This window comes from Nocardia sp. NPDC088792 (assembly GCF_044750615.1).
Classification (GTDB): Bacteria; Actinomycetota; Actinomycetes; order Mycobacteriales; family Mycobacteriaceae; genus Nocardia.
Window position 1 is genome coordinate 348,839 of the sequence record NZ_JBIVKC010000007.1, and the last position, 19,707, is coordinate 368,545.

A 19,707-nucleotide genomic window follows, 5' to 3' on the forward strand; every position below is an offset into this window, starting at 1 on the left:
ACAGCTGCACCCGACCGGCGACGCTGCACGGGGCCCGACACTACCAACGGGTAGTCCGGAAAGCCGACTCCAGAAGCGGGCATATCGCTTTTTCAGACTGAATCCTCATAATTGGCGCAAACAACCCTTGAACCGGGTAGGCGCAGCTCCGGTCGGCGCATCAGCGCAGGCTGCCCAGGGGATCCGCCCGGGCCAACTCCGGATCGTCCGCGCCGAACGTGCGCGTGGGACCCGGCCCGGTACTGCGGGTTTCGAAACGCACGGTCACCCGGCCGTGGCCCGCGCCCTGCACCCAGCCGTGCCCGTGCTCCGGATGCTCGACATCCAGCCCGGGATACCAGATCCCGGTCGCATAGGAACGAGTCGCGGGCGGCACCAGCGGTTCCGAATCGAGGGCCACACCCAGCGTCGGCTCCTCCGACACCGCCTCGGCATTGTCGACCGTCTGATCCAGCTCCGGGAACAACGACTCCTGCCGGATCTCCGACAGCCCCGCAAAACCCACACCCACCAGGCGAATCGGACCCAGCTCGGCGGGATCGATGGCGGAACGCTGGGCCGCCGCGGTCAAGGTGGCGAGATCCTCTGTGGCATAAGGCAGCGTGGACGAGCGCGTCACGATGCTCATATCCGATTTCTTCAGCTTCAGCACCACCGTGCGGGCCGCGCGGCCGTCGGCGGTCAGCCGTCGATGCGCGGAGACGGCCATGGCGTCGATGGCGGGTCGTAGCTGGGCCAGATTGAGAATGTCGCTCTCATAGGTGGTTTCGGCGCTGATCTGCTTGGCCTGCGTATTCTCCGCGACCGGCCGGTCATCGATACCGCGCGCCAGCCGATGCAGGGCCACGCCCATGGCGCTGCCCAGGATCGAGGTCACCTCGGACTCCGGTAGCGCCGCGAACGCGCCGACGGTCTCGATGCCCAGCGAGCGCAGACGATGCTCGGCCACCGGGCCGACACCCCACAGTTTGCGAACCGGCAGCGCGGACAGGAAATCCCGCTGCTCGGCGGGTGAAATCACCCGCACCCCATCGGGTTTGGCCAATCCCGACGCGATCTTGGCGAGCTGCTTCCCGCTGCCCGCACCCACGGACGCCACCAGCCCGGTGCGTGCACGCACCACCGCGCGCAGTTCCTCACAGAAGTCGAGCACCCGCGCCGCCGTGGCCCCGGCCAGTTCCGCCGGTTCGGCGAAGGCCTCGTCGAAAGACAGTGTCTCCAGCACCGGTATCCGCGACCGCAAGGTCTCGAACACCTGCCCGCTCAACTCCGAATACACCGCGCCGCGCGGCGGCACCACCACCGCCGTCACCCCCACCAGCCGCCGCGCCTGATGCATGGGCATGGCCGAACGCGCCCCGAACACCCGCGCCTCATAACTGGCCCCCGCCACCACCCCGCGCCCACCCATCCCGCCGACCAGCACCGGCCGCCCCCGCAATGTCGGCCGCGTGAGCTGCTCGACCGACGCGAAGAACGCGTCCATATCTATATGCAGCACCCACCGCCGCCCGACGGTGGTATCTCCGCCGCGCCCGGCAGTGACATCCCCACCACGCCCGGCAGTGGTATCCGCAGTGCGCACGAGCAAAGCATCGCCGGTGCGCGCGGACGCAGCAGCATCGACGCCACGCCCATGCGGACTCATGCCGCCGCGCCCGAGCGGAGTCTTGCCGCCGTGCCCGGCAACACGATCCGCGCCGGTCGCAGTCGGAGTATCCGCGCGAAACTCGCTCACAGACTTGCCGGTAGCTGGGAACCGGCTGCCGGTTTGCTGCGTATCCGCAGCCGCCACGCCCGCGTTCGCGGCGGCCGGATGCGGGCCGTCCGCGGCGCTTCGACCAGGACGGACGTCCCGGTCCGCGGGGTGGGCAGCCGTGTTCACACCGGGAAATCTACAAGCGGCTACCGACAAGTCCGCCGCAGCCTGTGTGTGATGATCGACCCATGACGATTCGCAAGGCCGTGATCCCCGCCGCCGGCATCGGTTCCCGGCTGCTGCCACTGACCAAGGCGATTCCGAAGGAGATGCTCGCGGTCGGCGACAAGCCGGTTATCGAACACACGGTGCGTGAACTGGTGGCTTCCGGCATCACGGACATCACCATCGTGGTGAGCGGCGGAAAGTCATTGATCCAGGACCACTTCCGGCCCAACCCGGCCCTCGTCGCGCAGCTGCGCGCGGACGGTAAGACCGCGTACGCCGACGCCGTCGAAGAGGTCGGCGAGCTCAGCCGCCGCGGCCACATCACCTACCTCGACCAGCACGGCCCTTACGGCAACGGCACCCCCGTCCTGAACGCCGCCCGCCACCTGGGCGACGAGCCCATGCTGGTGCTGTGGCCCGACGACGTCTTCGTCGCCGAGGTGCCGCGCGCCCAGCAGCTCATCGACGCCTACGAGAAGACCGGCGCACCGGTCCTCGCCCTCATGCCCATGGACCCGTCGGAATCGCAGCGCTACGGCGTGCCCGTGGTGGAGGAGACCGTCGGCGAAGGCCTCATGCGCATCAGCGGATTGAAGGAGAAGCCCAAGCCGACCGACGCGCCCTCCTCGTTCGCGGCCATCGGCGGCTACGTGGTCACGCCCGGCATCATCGCGGAACTGCGCCGCCAGGTGGACAACTGGTACACGCACCGCACCGGCGAGGTGTACCTGACCGACGCCATCAACCTCTTCGCCATCGAGAATCCGGTGTACGGCCAGGTGATTCGCGGCAACTGGTACGACACCGGCAACCCGGCCGACTATCTGGTGGCCCAATTCGCCTCGGCCCTGGCCCATCCCGAGTACGGCCCGCGCCTGCGCCAGCTGGTCGCCGACACCACACGCTGACGCTGCCCCTCGGCAGGCGCTGAGCACCAAGGGAATTCACCCCCGATAGCCGCCGCTGTGGGCGCCGAGCAACCGGTCCGCTCGGCAGCCCTCCGGCTCAACAGCCGCTCGACTCGTGAGCGACTGCGCTCGGTGGCCTGGCTTACTCGCCATCGGTGCGTTGGGGGTGCACAAGGCATGGCGTGCGACAGAGGCACTCAGCGCCAGGAAATTCGGCGGCCGCCGTCCCGGGCCTACCCGGCGGCCACACCGCTCAGCGGGCGCTCGACACCGCAGCGGCCGGTCCACTCGCTATCGGCGCTGTGTATGCGGTCGGCCGTTTCGCCCAGCGAGGGGGCCTATTCATCAGCGGCGTTGTAGCGGACCAGGTATTCAGCGAGGCGCGCGACATCGTCGTCGTCCCAGTCGAGGAAGCGCAGGGTGAACGCCTCGGTGCGGCTGCGGGCAGCTTCCCGGGCGACTCGGCGGCCCAGCGGGGTCGCCCGCAGGACGTGGTTGCGGCGATTGGTTGGATCCGCCTCGCGGTCGAGGTAGCCGAGTTGTTCGAGGGCGGCCACCTGGCGGCTGACGGTGGATTTGTCGAGGTGGAAGTGGCCGGCCAGGTCCGCTGCCAGGCAGCCGTCGCGTTCGATGACCAGGTCCAGGATGCTCGACGCCACCAGGGACAGCTCGGGGTGCAGTTCGGCCGCCTTGCCGCGGGCGCGGCGGGCGAAGGCGGTGAGTTCGCGCTGTATGACGTCGATCGCATCCGTGCGGGCGGGGAATGCCGGATCCTTCTCCATAGTTGTAGACTACAACCTCGCTTGGTTGTATTTACCAACTATTGGAGAAGAAAGCCCATGGCCACCCAGCAGATCCGGCACGTAGTCACCCACCTACTCACCCCGCTACTCATGTGCCTGGGCATGGGCCTGGCCTACCTCGGCGCCTTCCACCAGCCCGAACCCAACCACCTCGGCCTCGCCGTGGTCGGCGACAGCGCGCAGGTGAAGGTACTCGCGCAGACCCTGAAGGACAACGGCGGCAACGCCCTCGACATCATCACCCTGCCCACCCGCGACGACGCCGTCGGCCAACTGCGGCACCGCGACCTGGCCGGGGCCTTCGTACCCGATGCCCAGCATCCCGAACTGCTGGTCGCCAAGGCCGGATCCGACACCACCGCCATGGCCGCCGAAGCGGTCTTCGACCGCGTCACCGCGCAGCAGGGTGTGCCGCTGACCATCACCGATATCACCACGCCCGCCTCGGGCGACCCCACCGCGCAGGGCATCTTCTTCCTGCTGGTGGCCTTGAGCATCGGCTCCTACGGCAGCGTCGCGGCCATCGGCGCGGCGGGCGCGGGCCTGTCGATCTGGGTGCGCGGACTGATCGGCCTGGTCACCTCACTGCTGGTGAGCCTCATCGGAGTCGCGTTGTCCGGCCCCATCTTCCATGTGGTCGACCATGACAATGCCGCCATCTGGGCCATGTCCTGGCTGTACTCGGCGGGCATCCTGACCATCGGCATCGGGCTGCACACCTTCCTGCAGCGGTGGACCACCCTGGCCCTGATGGTGCTGTTCGTCATGCTGAACTTCACCAGTTCGGGCGGCGTCTACACCCCGTGGCTGCAGAACGGATTCTTCGGATCGCTGCATTCCTTCTGGAACGGTGCGGGATTCGTGGAGGGCGCGCGCAGCCTGCTCTACTTCGACAGCAACGGTTTCGGCTCGCGGCTGAGCAGCCTGTTCGCGTGGCTGGCCGTCGGCATCGTGCTCATGATCGCGGCGGGATTCGCCGAGAAGCGCCGGGCGGCAACGGCTTCGGCCGGGCCGCGCCACGCCGCACCCATCGAGCCCGCACCGATCGAGCCCGCGCCGGCCGCGACCGCTGCGCCCATCGAAACCGAGGAGCAGGCCGAAGCGGAGATGGAAGAAACCGTCGGCGTCTGATCAGCCTTCGACGCCCGGCAACTCAGTTCCGCAGGCCCGACAGGGCGACCTGGATGCCGACCCGGACCGTCTCGATGTCGTTCAAGCCGCCGCTGACCGCCACCCCGTCGCGGGTCAGCAGCAGGGCGCGGGCGGCATCGCCGGTCGCCTCGTAGCCGGCGGTGCGCAAGCGATCCGCCATGAGGTCGCGGAACCAGCCGCGATAGTCGTCGACCACCTTGCGGACCGCGTGCTCCGGATCCGGGAACTCGACGGCCGCATTGAGGAACGGGCAACCCCGGAAGCCGGGCCCGCAGCTGAGTTCACCGAGGCGCTCGAAGATGCCGGCGATGGATTCGGCGCCACTGCCGGGCACGGATTCCAGTACCTCGCGCTGGCGGCCGTATTCGCGGACCAGGTAGGCGACGACGAGGTCGTCCTTGGTCTTGAAGTGCCGGTAGAAGGTGGCCTTGGCGATCCCCGCCTCGGCGATGATGCGGTCGATGCCCACGGTGTGGATGCCTTCGGCGTAGAACAGCCGGGTGGCGGTATCGAGTAGACGCTCACGCGCTTCGCTCATCTCCGACCAGCACTCCTTCCGGGCTCGAAACTCACCCTTGACGATAGCAGACAGACCTGTCTACTCTGAAGCTCGACCGCGAACAGACAAGTCTGTCTAGGAGGAACGAAATGACCACGCTCTTCACCTCATCCGCCACCTCGGTCGGCCGCGAAGGCCGCTCGGTCAGCTCGGACGGCTACCTCGACCTGAAGCTGGCCCAGCCCAAGTCGGTCGGCGGCACCGGTGACGGCACCAACCCGGAACAGCTGTTCGCCGTCGGCTACTCGGCGTGCTTCGCCGGCGCGCTGCAGGCCGTCGCGCGCAACCAGAAGGTCGACCTGGGTGACACCACCGTCACCGCCGACGTCAGCCTGCACAAGGACGACGAGACCGGCTTCGGCATCTCCGTCGTGCTGCACGTCGAGCTGCCCGAGCACCTGCAGAACGACGAGGGCAAGGCGCTCGTCGAGGCCGCTCACCAGGTCTGCCCGTACTCGAAGGCCACCCGCGGCAACATCCCCGTGGAACTGGTTGTCGAGTAAGCAGTTTCGGCGATACCCGAGCAGTAGCTCGGTAGTTCAGTAGCTCAGCAGCTCAATAGAAACGGCGAATGGAGTAGATGGCGAACTGGCTCAGCGGAGTCAGGCCGACCGGCACACCCCAGTCGTACGCGTTCAACACGTTGCCGCCTCCCGCGTAGATGCCTACGTGGGAGGCGTCGTCGTTGAGGACGACCACATCACCGGGTTGCATTGCGCCGACGGGGACTTCGAGCCCGGCCTCGGCCTGCTGCCAAGTGGTGCGCGGCATATCGATGCCGACACTGCGGAAGGCCCACTGCACGAGGCCCGAGCAATCCCAGTCGTCGGGGCCGACGCCGCCCCAGCGATAGGGCTTACCGGTCTGCGTGGTGGCCAGGTTGAGCGCGACCAGGGCGCGCGGGCTGGTGAACGGGAGTTGGGCGGAGCCACTCGCACTTCCGGAGGCCGAGCCCGAACCGCTACCGGACGAGGATCCCGAGGCGGAACCGGTGTCGGCGTGGGCGGCAGTGGCGAGGACGGTCGCGGTGAGCAGGAAAGTGGCCGCGATGCTGAGTAATCGAGCGAATCGGCGTAGCAGTGTTCGGGTCATGCACTTGCCCTCTCGGAACAGCATGCGAACTCGAATTAGCTATCTGATCGCTCATTTATCTCATAGATCACAATCTTCACCTGAAATCCCAGCCTGGCGTGTCCGGAGATCCACGTCACCCCCGATAGCTGTCACAGACTCCGGTTCAGCGGTCAGACCTCCGACAGGTCCCGATGCCGCGTCTCGGGCAAGGCCAGGATCGACAGCAGCGAGATCACCGCCATGGCCGCCATGAACAGGCCCACCGCCGTCGTACCGCTGGTCTCCCCCAGCCGCGCCACGATCAGCGGCGCCGCACCGCCACCCAGCACCCCGCCGATGTTGTAGGCGATACCCGCACCGGAGTAGCGCACATCGGTGCCGAACAACTCGGGGAGGAACGCACCCAGCGGACCCCACACGATGCCCATGCACAGCAGCGCACCGGACAGGCCCACCACGATCGCCAACGGGCTCTTCGTGTTCAGCAGTGGGAACAGCACCAGACTCCACACCAGCGCGAACGCCGAACCCGCGAGCATGAGCCGGCGCCGGCCCACCAGATCCGACCACCGCGCCACGGTGAAGGTGGCGATGCCCAGCACCACCACCGCGATCAAGGTCAGGCCGAGCACCGTATTACGTGGCACTCCCAGGTTTTTCGTCGTGTAGCTCAGGCAGTAGGTGGACGCGGTGTAGAACATCACGTACACGACCACGATGCTGCCCGCACCCAGCAGCAGCTGCTTCGGGTAGCGCCGGATCACCTCCAGGGTCGGCACCTTGGCCGCGGACTCCTTCGCCATGAAATCCGCGAACGCCGGAGTCTCCGCCACCCGCAACCGGATTCGCAGCCCGACGATCACCAGCACGAACGACAGCAGGAACGGTATCCGCCAGCCCCACGAATCGAACGCGCTCTTCGGCAGCCACTCCGACAGCGCCCAGAACACCCCGGTCGCCACGAAAAAGCCCACCGGCGAACCCATCTGGGGCGCGGAGGCATACAGCCCTCGCTTCCCCTGCGGCGCGTACTCGGTCGAAAGCAATGCAGCCCCGCCCCATTCGCCGCCCAGCCCGATGCCCTGCAACACCCGCAGCAGCACCAGCAGGATCGGCGCGGCCACCCCGATCGACGAATAACCCGGCAGCAGACCGACACACGCGGTGGACAGCCCCATCAGCAGCAGCGACACCACCAGCGTCGCCTTACGCCCGATCCGATCCCCGAAGTGCCCGAACACCACCGCGCCCACCGGCCGGGCAATGAACCCGATGGCGAAGGTGGCCAGCGAGGCCAGCGTCCCCGCCACCGACGACAAGGTCGGGAAGAACAGCTTGTTCAACACCAGCGCCGCCGCCGTGCCATAGATGTAGTAGTCGTAGAACTCGATCGCCGTGCCGATGAAACTGGCCGCGGCGATGCGCCGGCCGCTGTTCACCGCACTGCTCGCCGCGGCCACACCCGCGGCCGCCGTCGCCTGCTGGTCCATGCACTTCCCCATCCACAACAAAGGTGTAGGGATAGTACGCCGAGGAGTGCAGACCGGGCGCGCCGGACCTACCAGTACACGGGAATCGTCTCCCACGATATGGGAAATACATGATTTCCCCGCAGGCTGGACGGCCGTCGAGCCCGCGCGGCGCGGCCGAACCCGTTCAGCGCCGACCACTCGCCCGGCCGAACTACCCTCGCCTGGGCGAGGTGGCGGCCCTTCACTCGAACTGAATCCACTCCCCTACCCTCGCGAGCCGCGACCGGACCGGCGCCCGGAAAGCCCTGCCGCACGGCCGGACCGGCGCCCGGACCCCGCGGTTGCGCCTCTCTTCGAAACAGCGAAGGGACGGAGCGCGATTGCGCTCCGCCCCTTCATATCTCACTCTCCCGCTGCCCGCGGGAAAGACAGCTCAGGCCTTGGTGATCGAGACCTTGACGCCGCCCACGACCTCACTGGCGTCCGCGCCGGCCGCACCGAAAGTCAGTGTGGTGGCGAGGATTTCACCGGCGATGAGCGCGCGGTGGGTTTCGGCCCAGGGCAGGCGGTCGGCCGGGACCTCGAGGGTCACGGTGATGCGGTCGGAGACGTCCAGGCCCAGGGACTTGCGGGTCTCCTGGAGGTCGCGGATGAGGTCGCGGGCCCAGCCCTCGGCCTCCAGCTCCTCGGTCACCAGCGAATTCAGCACCACCAGACCGGAATTGCCGGGCAGGGCGGCGGTGGACTCGGGTTCGGCGGCGACCAGGCGCTGGGTGTACTCCTCCGGGAGCAGCGCGATGCCCGCGGCGGTGACGGTGCCGTCGTCGGCCTCGCTCCACTCGCCGGCCTTGACCGCCTTGATGACCGTCTGGACTTCCTTGCCGAGACGCGGGCCCGCGGCGCGCGCGTTCACCACGAGTTCGAAGCGGCCGTGCGCGGCCACATCGGTGGTGAGGTCGACGCGCTTGACGTTCACCTCGTCGGCGATCAGATCCACGAAGGGACGCAGGCGATCCGCGTCCGCGGCCGCCACCGTGACCTCCGAGAGCGGCAGCCGCACCCGCAGGTTCTGGGCCTTGCGCAGGCTCAGCACGGTCGAGCACGCGGTGCGCACCTCGTCCATGGCCGCCACCAGTTCCGGATCGGCGGGCAGTTCGGACGCGGCCGGCCAATCGGCCAGATGCACCGAACGGCCACCGGTCAGGCCCCGCCAGATCACCTCGGTGAGCAGCGGCAGCAGCGGCGCGGCGAGCCGCGTGGTCACCTCGAGCACCGTGTGCAGGGTGTCGATGGCGTCGCGATCCTCTTCCCAGAAGCGCGAACGCGACCGGCGCACATACCAATTGGTGAGCGCGTCGGCGAACGAGCGCAACTCGTCGCAGGCCGTGGCGATGTCGTACACCTCGAGCGCATCGGTCATGACGTCGCGGGTCTGCGCCAGCTTCGCCAGGATGTACCGATCCAGCACGTTCTCGGAGTCCGTCCGCCACTCACCCGGCTGGGAGGCGTAGAGCTGCAGGAAGGTCCACGCGTTCCACAGCGGGCGCAACGCATGGCTGACACCCTCGCGGATGCCGCGCTCGGTGACGATCAGGTTGCCGCCGCGCAGCACCGGGGACGCCATGAGGAACCAGCGCATGGCATCCGAGCCGTCGCGGTCGAAGACCTCGTTGACATCCGGGTAGTTGCCCTTGGACTTGGACATCTTCAGGCCGTCGTCGCCGAGCACGATGCCGTGCGCGACAACGGACTTGAACGCCGGGCGATCGAAGAGCGCGGTCGACAGGATGTGCAGGTTGTAGAACCAGCCACGAGTCTGACCGTTGTACTCGACGATGAAGTCGCCGGGGCTGTGCGGCGCTACGTCCGTGGTGCCCTCGAACCACTCCTTGTTCTCGAACGGGTAGTGCACCTGCGCATACGGCATGGAACCCGACTCGAACCAGCAGTCGAGCACCTCGGGCGTACGCCGCATCATCGACTTCCCGGTCGGGTCATCGGGATTCGGGCGCACCAGCTCGTCGATGGCCGGCCGGTGCAGATCGGTCGGCCGCACGCCGAAGTCGTGCTCCAGCTGGTCCAGCGAGCCGTACACATCCACGCGCGGGTACTCGGGATCGTCCGACACCCACACCGGGATGGGCGCACCCCAGTAGCGGTTGCGGCTGATGTTCCAGTCGTGCGCGTTCTGCAGCCACTTGCCGAACTGGCCGTCGCGGATGTGCTCGGGGACCCAGGTGATCTCCTTGTTGAGCTCCACCATGCGATCCCGGAAGGTGGTGACCGCCACGAACCAGGACGGCACCGCCATGTAGATCAGCGGCTGCCCGGAACGCCAGCTGTGCGGGTACGAGTGCTCGATGGTCTCGTGCCGCAGCAGCTTTCCGGCCGCCTTCAGGTCCTTGATGATGACCGGGTTGGCGTCGAAGACCATGAGGCCCTCGTACGGCGGCACCATCGAGGTGAACTTGCCGCCCGCATCGAGGGGCTGCACCACCTCGATGCCGTAGGAGGTGGCGACATCCATGTCCTCCTCACCGAACGCGGGCGCGAGATGCACCACGCCGGTACCGGAGTCGGTGGTCACGTAGTCGGCGTTCAGCACCCGGTGCGCGTTCGGGTGACCGCGGAAGAAGTCGAACGGCGGCAGGTAGTGCAGGCCCTCCAGCGCGGCGCCCGAGTGCTCGGACAGCACCGTCGGCTCCTCGCCGAGTTCCCGTGCGTAGTGCGAGACCCGTTCGGCGGACAGCACATAGCGCTTGCCGTCCTTGCCCTCGACGTGCACGTAGGTGAGATCCGGGTGCACGGCGACAGCCAGGTTGGACGGCAAGGTCCACGGCGTGGTGGTCCAGATCAGCGCGTTGGCGCCGTGCAGCGCGTGCAGCGGGTGGTCCGCGGGGACCTGCAGCAGCATGTCCACGGTGACCGCCGGATCCTGGCGCATCCGGTAGGCGTCGTCGAGGCGCGCCTCCTGATTCGACAGCGGCGTCTGCTCGTACCAGCTGTAGGGCAGAACCCGGAAACCTTGGTAGATCAACCCCTTGTCGTACAACGACTTGAACGCCCACATGACCGACTCCATAAAGTCGAGGTCGAGGGTTTTGTAGTCGTTGTCGAAGTCGACCCAGCGTGCCTGGCGTGTCACATAGTTACGCCACTCGTTCGTGTAGCGCAGTACCGAAGATTTGCATGCGGCATTGAATTCCGCGAGCCCCATGGCATCGATCTGTGATTTGTCCGTGATACCGAGCTGCTTCTCAGCTTCGATTTCCGCGGGCAAGCCGTGAGTATCCCAACCGAATCGTCGCTCGACCTTCTTCCCGCGCATGGTTTGAAAGCGCGGGATCAAATCCTTGACATATCCGGTCAGCAGATGCCCGTAGTGCGGCAACCCATTGGCGAAGGGCGGGCCGTCGTAGAAGACGAATTCCGGTGCATCGGAACGGTTCTCGATGCTCGCGCGGAAGGTGTCATCGGCCGCCCAGTAGTCGAGTACCCGCTGTTCCAGCTCGGGGAACGACACCTGGCCGGACGTGCGGCTCAGGTCAACGCGGGGATACGCGGAACGCGCCGTCGAATCGGTGGTTCGGGTGGTGGTGTCCTCCGCCATGGCGGCCTCTCAGTCTCCTCGTGCCATCAATCATGGGCACGGGGACGATCTCGGCGCCTGTGCGCCGGTACCGCGGTACCACCCCGCTTGCTCGGCCCAGGATCGAGAACCCTTGTGCGACCGAACCTCTCGTGACGAGCTGTGACGGGCTCACCCGTTCGGTTCTACTGAGCGCCGACGCGCCGTTCTTCCGAAGACTCCCCGGTGATGGCCGGATCGACGCCGTATTGCTACTGCTGATTCTAGCCGGACGGGTCCAGGGAATATTCCCCGGACCCGTGTCCTGCAGATCTTGCCCAAGATCTACCTAGTGTTTCGCATGCCGGCCGCCGGGCCTGGCCTGCGCCTCCTCATCGTTGTTCTCCTGACGCAACGACAACGCACTGACGAGCAGCAGCACCGCGCCGATCACGCACACGATGATGCAGCCCCAAGCCCAGATCACCGAACCGGTGGTCAGTGCGGTTACCAACAGGCCGAAGCCTATTGCGGCCAGGACGAGCGTTATCACGAGCAAGAGCACCACCCCCTCGCGCTGAGTCGATAGCGGCGTTCGCGGAGCTCCGCATGGTGCGGAAAGCCCCTCGGGCCCGTCGCTACCGCCGTGACGGCGGTGGCGGCGTCACCACCAGGATCGGAACCCCGGGAGCGGCGCCTTGGCCTCGGTATCGAGTTTACTTGCTGCCCTTCAGAAGTGCCCCGTTGCCGGCCGCGCCTTCGTTGAACTCGCCGCCGTCGACCGGAACGGCCGATCCACGGTTCTCCAGCTCCTCGAGCTGCGACTCCAGGTAGGACTTCAGCCGCACCCGGTACTCGCGCTCGAAGGTCTTGAGCTGCTCGATACGGCTCTCCAGCACGCTGCGCTGCTGAGTGATGGTGGCCATGATCTCGGTGTGCTTGCGCTCGGCATCGGCCTGCAGCGAGTCGGCCTTCTCCTTGGCCTGGCGCAGCTGCGAATCCGAGCGGTTCTGCGCGTCGGACAGCATGGCCTCCGCCTTCTGGCGGGCGTCGGCGATCATGGCCTCGGAGCGGCTGCGCGCATCGCTGACCAGGCGTTCCGAATTGGCTCTGGCATTGGCCAGCAGCTGCTCGGCCTCGGTCTTCGCGTCCGAGGTGAGGCGGTCGGCCATCTCCTGAGCGAGCGAAAGGACCTTGGCGGCCTGCAGATTCGCGTCCGCGCTGGGGGCCGCGTCCTGCTTGACGGCCGCGACCGGCGCGGGGGCGGGCATGGGCGGCGGGGGCGCGACCGGCGGCGCCGCCTTCACCGGCTCCGGGACCGGAGGCTGCTTGGCAACCTGCACCGGACCCCGGTTCTTCTTGGCGTCAGCGAGTTCGGCATCCAGCTCGGCAACACGCTGACGCAGATCCGCGTTTTCTTCGATGAGGCGGGAGAGCTCCTGCTCGACCAGGTCGAGGAAGGCGTCGACTTCATCCTCGTTGTAGCCGCGCTTCCCGATCGGTGGTTTGCTGAACGCGACGTTATGAACATCGGCGGGGGTCAGCGGCATGGAACGATCCCTTCGCGCTTCGTATGGAGATCTAGCGGTAGATCTGGGCAAGCTTTCTTTCGGCCCATTCTGTCACACCTGAGCTATCGACTGCCCTGCCTGGCCCGTGATCGTCATCAAGATGAAGACGATGAAAAGCAGGACCATTATCGACAGATCGAGCCGAATTCCCCCAAGATTCACTGGGGGTATCAAACGCCTCAGAAGTTTCACCGGCGGGTCCGTGATCGTGAAGATCACCTCCAGGATGATCACGACGAAGCCCGTCGGCCGCCAGTCCCGCGCGAAGCTGCGGATGAACTCGACGATGACACGGCTGATCAGCAGCAGCCAGAAGAGGAACAGCAGTAGGTTCAACACCTGGAACAAGGCCACCCTGCCACTCTGCCCGAGATTCACTGGGTTGCAAAATAAGAAACGCCATCGCCCCGGTCACAGCGCGGTTCATGCAACTCGGGCATGTCGGACACGACACACGACAACCCGGACACTCGAGACTCCCCCAGCGCGCCCGCCGCGCGCGCAACTGCGCTTCAGCGGCGGCGACACATTTTGTGCTACCCCCATGGACGCGGCCGAATTACGCTGCCGCCGTTCACTTCTCGCCCCCGGCACGGCAACCGCCTGCCCGCGGCCACCTCTCGGGAAACGCTACTTCTGGTTGTAGAAACCGTTCTCGGCGATGCGGCGGCGCTCCTCGGCGGAGACGTCGACATCGGCGGGCGACAGCAGGAACACCTTGGTGGCGACCTTATCGAAGGAACCACGCAGCGCGAATGCCAGACCGGCGGCGAAGTCCACGAGACGACGCGCGTCGGAGTTGCTCATCTCCACCAGGTCCATGATCACCGGGGTGCCGTCCCGGAAGCGCTCACCGATGATGGCGGCTTCCGCATAGGTGCGCGGGCGCAGCGTGGTGATCTTGGACAAGGGCCCTCCGTCCGCGAAGATCTCGGAGCGGTTGCGGGCGGATTCGATCCGGCGCTCCTCGATCCGCATCTCCTCGATTCGGCGCTCGGCCTCGGGATCCACGGCGAGCGCGCCCCGCGTGGTGCCGCGCACCATGGGCGCGCTGCCGCCCACCGAACGCGTGCGGCTGGACGGCGCGGTGTCGATGCGGGTGGGGCGGCGCGGCGGCTCGTACCGGTCGTCCTCGTAGCGGTCCCGCTCGTCGTAGTCGTCACGGCGGGACGCGCTGTAGGCAGGCTTGTACGGCGGCTTGTACGCCGGTTCGTAGGCGGGCTCGTCGTCGTAGCGATCCCGCTCGTCGTAACGGTCGTACTCACGTTCGGCATACGGCCGGGGGCGGCGCTGGGCCCGCTCGTCGGCACTCCGGGCTCCCCCACCCACACCACGGTCATCGACGTAGTCGTCTTCGTAGTCCTCGAGCGGAACCATCCCGAAGTACGCCTTGAACTTGTGCAGCGTGCTCATCTGGTCGACCTTCCTTCGGCCCCGGTTGGCCTGAGGTGTTGTCCTGCTCAGTCCTCGTCCGCCACCAAGCATATGTTTCATATGTGACTGATGAGGTTTGTTTGCTACGCCGAGGTTATCGGTCGCGCGCCCATCAGTGCCGTACCGACACGCACGCAGGTCGAGCCGTGGCGGATGGCGGCCTCGAGATCCCCCGACATGCCCGCCGACAGCTCCGTGGCCTCGGGATGTGTGCGCAACAAGGAGGCGTGGACCCGCTCCAGTTCGGCGAACGCGGCATCGGGATCGGCGTCCACCGGCGGAATCGCCATCAAGCCCGCTAGCTGCAGTGATGCCGAAGCGGCGACCTGATCGGCGAGCGCGAGCAAGGTTGCTCCGCGTACGCCACCGCGCTCCGGATCGTCGTCCAGGCTCACCTGGAGGAGCACTCGCAAGGGGCTGTGCCGCTCCCCGGCTTCCAGGGCCGCTTCGGTACCGGCGTCAAGGGCTGTTGCCAGCCTGTCGCTATCGACCGAATAGACCGTATCTGCCCAGCGTGCAACGTGTTTCGCCTTGTTGCGCTGGAGGCGGCCGATGAATTCCCAGCGTACTTGCGACAGGTGGCGCAGCTGCGCCACCTTGCCGGAAGCCTCCTGCTCACGCGATTCACCGAACTCGCGGCGGCCGAGGCCATAGAGGATCTCGATATCCGAGGCGGGGAAGAACTTCGTCACCGGCAGCAGCCGGACCTCGGCGGACGTCCGGCCCGCGGCCCGGCACGCTGCGTCGATGCGCGCGGTGAGGGCCGTCAGGCTCGCCGACAACTCTGTCGCCCGGGCAGTGACGAGGCTCTCGTCGGCGGGCGCCGCGGTCGGTCCGGAACCGGTTGCGGCAGCGATATTCTCGGTCATTCTGCGATTCCCTCCGATGACATCCAAATCACACCGGCGAGTCGTCCGGTCGGCGCGCCGCGCCGATGTGAGAAGAGCGTCTTGTCCTCGATGGTGCATCGCGGGTCCACCGCGACCCCGGGCACGCCCGCCGCTTCCAGCTGCCGGCGGATGCCCGCGCGCAGATCCAGTCCGGGGGTGCCCTTGGCGGTGGTGGTCGCGCTGCCCGGCAGATGCCTGTCGACATCCGCGCGCATGGCGGCGGGCACCTCGTACTGGCGACCGCTGGCCGCCGGTCCGAGGAACGCGCCGATGCGCTCGGGCTTCGCGCCCACCGAGATCATGGCCTCCAGCACCCGCGGCACGATGCCGATGCGCGCCCCGACCCGACCCGCGTGCACGGCCGCGATCACCCCGGCCTCGTCATCGGACAGCAGAATCGGCACACAGTCGGCGGTCAGCACCACCAGCGCCAGCTCGCGCCGTGTCGTCACCAGCGCATCCGTGGCGGGCACCGGCTCACCGCGCGGCCCGTCCACGATCTCCACATTCCGCCCGTGGATCTGTTCCATCCATACCAGCCGGTCCGGCGACAGCCCGATGTTCTCCGCGAGCCGAACCCGATTGCGCCGCACGGCCTCCGGATCGTCCCCCACATGATCACCGAGGTTGAACGAGTCGTAGGGCGCCTGGGAGAACCCGCCCGCACGCGTGGTCACCACGCGCCTGGTCCGGAAAGCCTGTGCAGCAGAAGTCATACCTTCGAGGGTAGTGGCCACCACGCGGCAACCCCGACTGCGCGCACGTGGCGAATCTCGCCCCGCCGATGCGGCGGAACTCGTCCGGGTAAGGCCGGGACTAGCTCGACCCGAAGGAACCGGTGCCGGTGGAGCTGCCTGCCGAGCCGCTGGCCGAGCCGGTGCCGGCGGTGCGGCCGGTGGGGGTGACGCTGAAGTCGGTGCAGGTGCCGCCGGGGCCGGCGGTGGCCTGGCAGGCGATGTAGACCTTGGCCCCCTGGGCGGTGAAGGTCTGCGAAATCGCGGTGGGGGCAGTGGAATTCACGGTCTGACTGACGTAGGCGTTGTTGGAGACCGAGTCGAGGGCGAGCGCGAGGACGCCACCGCCGTCGGCCGCCGAGACCTGGACCGAGAAGGTGTATTCGGCGCCCTTGGTGACCGGGACGTCCTGGCCCACGTAGCCGCTGTCGTGGACGGAGGCGCTGCCGTTGTTCAGGTCGGCGTTGTAGAGGTGCACGCCCCAGCCGTTGCCGCCGTCGGCGAAGGCGGGGTTGACGACCAGGTTCTGGGCGGCGGTGAGCCGCAGGACGGGGGTGGCCGCGGACTCGGCGCTCGGAGTGGTCACGAGTTCGGCGCCGGGGGCGGCGTGTGCGACGCCTGCCGCGGTCAGGCCGGTGGCGGCGAGCAGCGCGATTCCGCTGCCGATCGTGCGTCGTATCGTCATGATTCCTCCTGGTCAAACCCGTCATAGGCGAACAGCTACCCTCTAGCAATCAACGATCGAGCACGCTAGCACCCGGTCGAATGAGCGCTGCGTCACATCAGAGGCTGCGTCACTTCAGAAGAGGTATGTCACCGGCGGAAAGCACGGCGCACCGGGTTCCGCGGAGCGGATGACCGGTGCGCCGGAGGAGATCATGACCGCGTCAGCGGCGCATGAAGGACGGGACGTCGACATCGTCGTCGTCCGCGTCCGGGGGCTGAATGTGGCTGCGCGGATTGGTGGTAACCGTCGGGTCGACCGCGGGCCGCGGCGCGCCGTAGGACGGGACCGGGCCGCGCTCGGACACCGGCGCCGGGGGCGGGGCCGCGGGGGCCGGCTCCTGGCGGGGCGCCGGCTCCGGAGCCCGCGCCGAGCTGTATTCGCTGGTGCGGCTGACGGTTCCGGCCGAGGCGCTGGCGGTACTGGCGGCATTCGTCGAGCTGAAGTTGCGGGCCACGGCGGGTTCGATCCGGCGCGCCGGGCCGTTGCCGTCGAAACCGGCCGCGATCACGGTGACGCGGACCTCATCGCCGAGCGAATCGTCGATGACCGTTCCGAAGATGATGTTGGCCTCGATGTGCGCGGCCTCCTGCACCAGCGAAGCGGCCTCGTTGATCTCGAAGAGCCCGAGGTCCGAACCGCCGGCGATGGAGAGCAGCACACCGTGGGCGCCGTCCATGGACGCCTCCAGCAGCGGCGAATTGATCGCGGCCTCGGCGGCTTTCACCGACCGGCCCTCACCGCGCGCCGAGCCGATGCCCATGAGGGCCGAGCCCGCACCGGACATGACGGACTTGACGTCCGCGAAGTCGACATTGATGAGGCCCGGGGTGGTGATCAGGTCGGTGATGCCCTGAACACCGTTGAGCAGCACCTCATCCGCCGAACGGAAGGCGTCCATCAGGCTGACGGCCGCGTCGCCGAGCTGCAGCAGCCGGTCGTTGGGGATGACGATGAGGGTGTCGCAGGATTCGCGCAGCTGCTGGATGCCGGCCTCGGCCTGGCCGCTGCGCCGCTTGCCCTCGAACGAGAAGGGCCGCGTGACAACACCTATGGTGAGGGCGCCGAGCTTGCGGGCGATCTGCGCGACGACCGGGGCGCCGCCGGTACCCGTACCACCGCCTTCGCCGGCGGTCACGAAGACCATGTCGGCGCCCTTGAGCACCTCTTCGATCTCGTCCTTATGGTCCTCGGCGGCCTTGCGGCCCACCTCGGGATCGGCGCCGGCGCCGAGACCACGGGTGAGTTCACGGCCGACATCGAGCTTGACGTCGGCATCGGACATGAGCAGAGCCTGCGCGTCGGTGTTGACCGCGATGAACTCGACTCCCTTGAGTCCCTGTTCGATCATCCGGTTGACGGCGTTCACGCCGCCGCCGCCGATACCGACGACCTTGATCACAGCAAGGTAGTTGTGCGGGGGCGTCATGGGCTCTCGCCTTCCTTCGATCTGAAACAGCTTGTCGTCTTCGGATGCTCGCCGTATGCCGACGCTCATGGTCTCGGTCCGATAAACCCTCAACCATAGCTTCAGCGTTATGTCAAGTACCCGACTGGTGCGGAACGTTATTCGCGGCCACCGCGTTACCAGCGCAGGCGCGCCGACACGAGTGTCAGAATCTTGTGTGATTCAGCCCGTTCGGCCCACCCAGGCATCGTATCGTGGACGGTTGCCCTCCGGTGCCGAGATGGAACCGACGGTGACATTCCGGCAAGCCGCCGAAAAATTCGGCGGCTCAATGGGTATCGCTCACTTTACCGTTACCAGATTCGGACTCGAAATGTCGAAGACCTTGCCGTCCTGGGTGAGCAGCGGCAAGACGACCGCCGCCTTGCGCGGGGAATCGTTCGCCCCGCCCCACAACACGGTACGACCGTCGCGCAACTCGAGGGCTATGTCCGAAACCGAGCGGGCCACAACCTGTCCCACCTGATCACGCAGGCCCTGCGGGGCCGACGAGATCACCGCGACGGCCGCCTTGGTGACCGGATCCGAACCGCCCGGATGGTCCGTGACGAGTTTGGGCACACCCGGTCCCGGCGGTTCGATGGCGAATTCCACGCTGTCGCAATCGAGCAGGTGGGTGCCGTCGGGACTGTCGAAGTAGAGGACCGCGGTGCGTTCGACCACGGTCACCACCACGCTGGACGGAAACTTGCGCTGTACCCGGACGGTCCGGATCTTGGGTAGCTTGGCGGCCCGGTCGGCCATGGCGGTGGTGTCCAGGCGCAGCATGGACAGACCATCCGGTACTTGCAGGGCATCGCGCACCTGCTGCTCCGGAACCGCTGCCAGACCGTCGATTCGGACGGTACGCACGGCCAGGATCGGCGAAAACCATGCCACCAGCGCGAGCACCAGGACCGCCACCAGTCCGGCGGCGACACCGATGCGCGTCTTGCGCGACCGCCAGGCCGTCACCACCCGCGATTCGCCGCGGTCCCGCCCGCGCTCGCGCCGCAATCGGGCCCGCCGGGTCGCGGCACCCTCCTGCCGGTCGGAATCCGCTGCCGCGGCGGCAGAACCGGCGGCCCCGGCCGCGAAAGCGGCTGCGTCATCCTCGAAACCGGCCGCGTCTCCCTCGAAACCGTCGTCGCCGGGCTCGTACTCGTCGTCCTCGTAGTCGAAACCGTCGTCCTCGTAGTCGAGGTCGTCGTCCGCGCCATCGGCGTCGTCATAGCCGTAAGCGGCGTCCGGGCCACCCGCTTCGGTGTCGTACCCGTCCTCGTCGTCCCAGACTTCGTCGGCGTGGCCGACTTCCGGCGCGGCGCGGCCGTGCTCGGATTCGGCTCGGCCCGACCCATCGCGGCCGCGGTCCGGCTCAGTGCTGCCGTTGTCCGGCTCAGTGCTGCCGTTGTCCGGCCGATCCGCTCCCCCACCCGAGCCCATG

18 protein-coding genes are annotated in these 19,707 nt (G+C 67.4%); 3 read left to right on the top strand and 15 right to left on the bottom strand.

Annotated features, from left to right (window positions below):
* Positions 1–160 precede the first annotated feature (160 nt).
* Positions 161–1,486 (bottom strand): DNA polymerase IV, encoded by a 1,326-nt coding sequence (locus ACIP5Y_RS41570; RefSeq protein WP_400358994.1) that lies wholly within the window; start codon positions 1,484–1,486, stop codon positions 161–163.
* A gap of 461 nt (positions 1,487–1,947) precedes the next feature.
* On the opposite strand from ACIP5Y_RS41570, the gene ACIP5Y_RS41575 reads away from it, so the two are divergent.
* The gene (locus tag ACIP5Y_RS41575) at positions 1,948–2,835 is read left to right on the top strand and encodes a UTP--glucose-1-phosphate uridylyltransferase (protein ID WP_400358654.1); all 888 of its coding nucleotides are present in this window, start codon (positions 1,948–1,950) and stop codon (positions 2,833–2,835) included.
* A gap of 338 nt (positions 2,836–3,173) precedes the next feature.
* Here the strand turns inward: ACIP5Y_RS41575 and ACIP5Y_RS41580 are convergent, their stop codons facing one another.
* Positions 3,174–3,617 carry a MarR family winged helix-turn-helix transcriptional regulator gene (locus ACIP5Y_RS41580; RefSeq protein ID WP_400358656.1) on the bottom strand — a complete coding sequence of 148 codons (444 nt, stop codon included), beginning with the start codon at positions 3,615–3,617 and terminating at the stop codon, positions 3,174–3,176.
* 57 nt (positions 3,618–3,674) lie between these two features.
* On the opposite strand from ACIP5Y_RS41580, the gene ACIP5Y_RS41585 reads away from it, so the two are divergent.
* Positions 3,675–4,769, top strand: coding sequence for a hypothetical protein (locus ACIP5Y_RS41585; protein ID WP_400358657.1), 1,095 nt, complete (start codon positions 3,675–3,677; stop codon positions 4,767–4,769).
* 22 nt (positions 4,770–4,791) lie between these two features.
* On the opposite strand, the gene ACIP5Y_RS41590 is transcribed toward ACIP5Y_RS41585, so the two are convergent.
* Positions 4,792–5,328, bottom strand: coding sequence for a TetR/AcrR family transcriptional regulator (locus ACIP5Y_RS41590; protein ID WP_400358659.1), 537 nt, complete (start codon positions 5,326–5,328; stop codon positions 4,792–4,794).
* 110 nt (positions 5,329–5,438) lie between these two features.
* On the opposite strand from ACIP5Y_RS41590, the gene ACIP5Y_RS41595 reads away from it, so the two are divergent.
* Positions 5,439–5,852, top strand: coding sequence for an organic hydroperoxide resistance protein (locus ACIP5Y_RS41595; protein ID WP_400358661.1), 414 nt, complete (start codon positions 5,439–5,441; stop codon positions 5,850–5,852).
* Between the two features lie 52 nt (positions 5,853–5,904).
* On the opposite strand, the gene ACIP5Y_RS41600 is transcribed toward ACIP5Y_RS41595, so the two are convergent.
* The 12 genes from ACIP5Y_RS41600 to ACIP5Y_RS41655 form a co-directional block, all read right to left on the bottom strand.
* Positions 5,905–6,441, bottom strand: coding sequence for an NlpC/P60 family protein (locus ACIP5Y_RS41600; RefSeq protein WP_400358662.1), 537 nt, complete (start codon positions 6,439–6,441; stop codon positions 5,905–5,907).
* Between the two features lie 152 nt (positions 6,442–6,593).
* Positions 6,594–7,913, bottom strand: coding sequence for an MFS transporter (locus tag ACIP5Y_RS41605; protein WP_400358664.1), 1,320 nt, complete (start codon positions 7,911–7,913; stop codon positions 6,594–6,596).
* A gap of 415 nt (positions 7,914–8,328) precedes the next feature.
* Complete coding sequence (ileS, locus tag ACIP5Y_RS41610; protein WP_400358665.1) at positions 8,329–11,505, bottom strand: isoleucine--tRNA ligase; 3,177 nt, start codon at positions 11,503–11,505, stop codon at positions 8,329–8,331.
* Positions 11,506–11,812: 307 nt separating this feature from the next.
* A complete protein-coding gene (locus tag ACIP5Y_RS41615; RefSeq protein WP_397014154.1) occupies positions 11,813–12,022 on the bottom strand; it encodes a hypothetical protein in 210 nt (69 codons plus the stop codon).
* Between the two features lie 157 nt (positions 12,023–12,179).
* The gene (locus tag ACIP5Y_RS41620) at positions 12,180–13,013 is read right to left on the bottom strand and encodes a DivIVA domain-containing protein (RefSeq protein ID WP_397014152.1); all 834 of its coding nucleotides are present in this window, start codon (positions 13,011–13,013) and stop codon (positions 12,180–12,182) included.
* A gap of 72 nt (positions 13,014–13,085) precedes the next feature.
* Complete coding sequence (locus tag ACIP5Y_RS41625; RefSeq protein WP_397014150.1) at positions 13,086–13,388, bottom strand: YggT family protein; 303 nt, start codon at positions 13,386–13,388, stop codon at positions 13,086–13,088.
* Positions 13,389–13,664: 276 nt separating this feature from the next.
* Positions 13,665–14,447 (bottom strand): cell division protein SepF, encoded by a 783-nt coding sequence (locus ACIP5Y_RS41630; RefSeq protein ID WP_400358666.1) that lies wholly within the window; start codon positions 14,445–14,447, stop codon positions 13,665–13,667.
* Between the two features lie 104 nt (positions 14,448–14,551).
* The gene (locus tag ACIP5Y_RS41635; protein ID WP_400358668.1) at positions 14,552–15,337 is read right to left on the bottom strand and encodes a YggS family pyridoxal phosphate-dependent enzyme; all 786 of its coding nucleotides are present in this window, start codon (positions 15,335–15,337) and stop codon (positions 14,552–14,554) included.
* Positions 15,334–16,074: a peptidoglycan editing factor PgeF gene (gene pgeF, locus ACIP5Y_RS41640; RefSeq protein WP_400358670.1), complete on the bottom strand. Its 741-nt coding sequence runs from the start codon at positions 16,072–16,074 to the stop codon at positions 15,334–15,336. Before pgeF ends, ACIP5Y_RS41635 begins: the two co-directional genes overlap by 4 nt.
* Before the next feature lie 100 nt (positions 16,075–16,174).
* The gene (locus tag ACIP5Y_RS41645) at positions 16,175–16,777 is read right to left on the bottom strand and encodes a hypothetical protein (RefSeq protein WP_400358672.1); all 603 of its coding nucleotides are present in this window, start codon (positions 16,775–16,777) and stop codon (positions 16,175–16,177) included.
* A 202-nt stretch (positions 16,778–16,979) separates the two neighbouring features.
* Entirely contained in the window at positions 16,980–18,245 is a 1,266-nt protein-coding gene (ftsZ, locus tag ACIP5Y_RS41650; protein ID WP_400358673.1) for a cell division protein FtsZ, read from the bottom strand.
* 321 nt (positions 18,246–18,566) lie between these two features.
* Positions 18,567–19,706 carry a cell division protein FtsQ/DivIB gene (locus ACIP5Y_RS41655; RefSeq protein ID WP_400358675.1) on the bottom strand — a complete coding sequence of 380 codons (1,140 nt, stop codon included), beginning with the start codon at positions 19,704–19,706 and terminating at the stop codon, positions 18,567–18,569.
* Position 19,707: the final 1 nt, after the last annotated feature.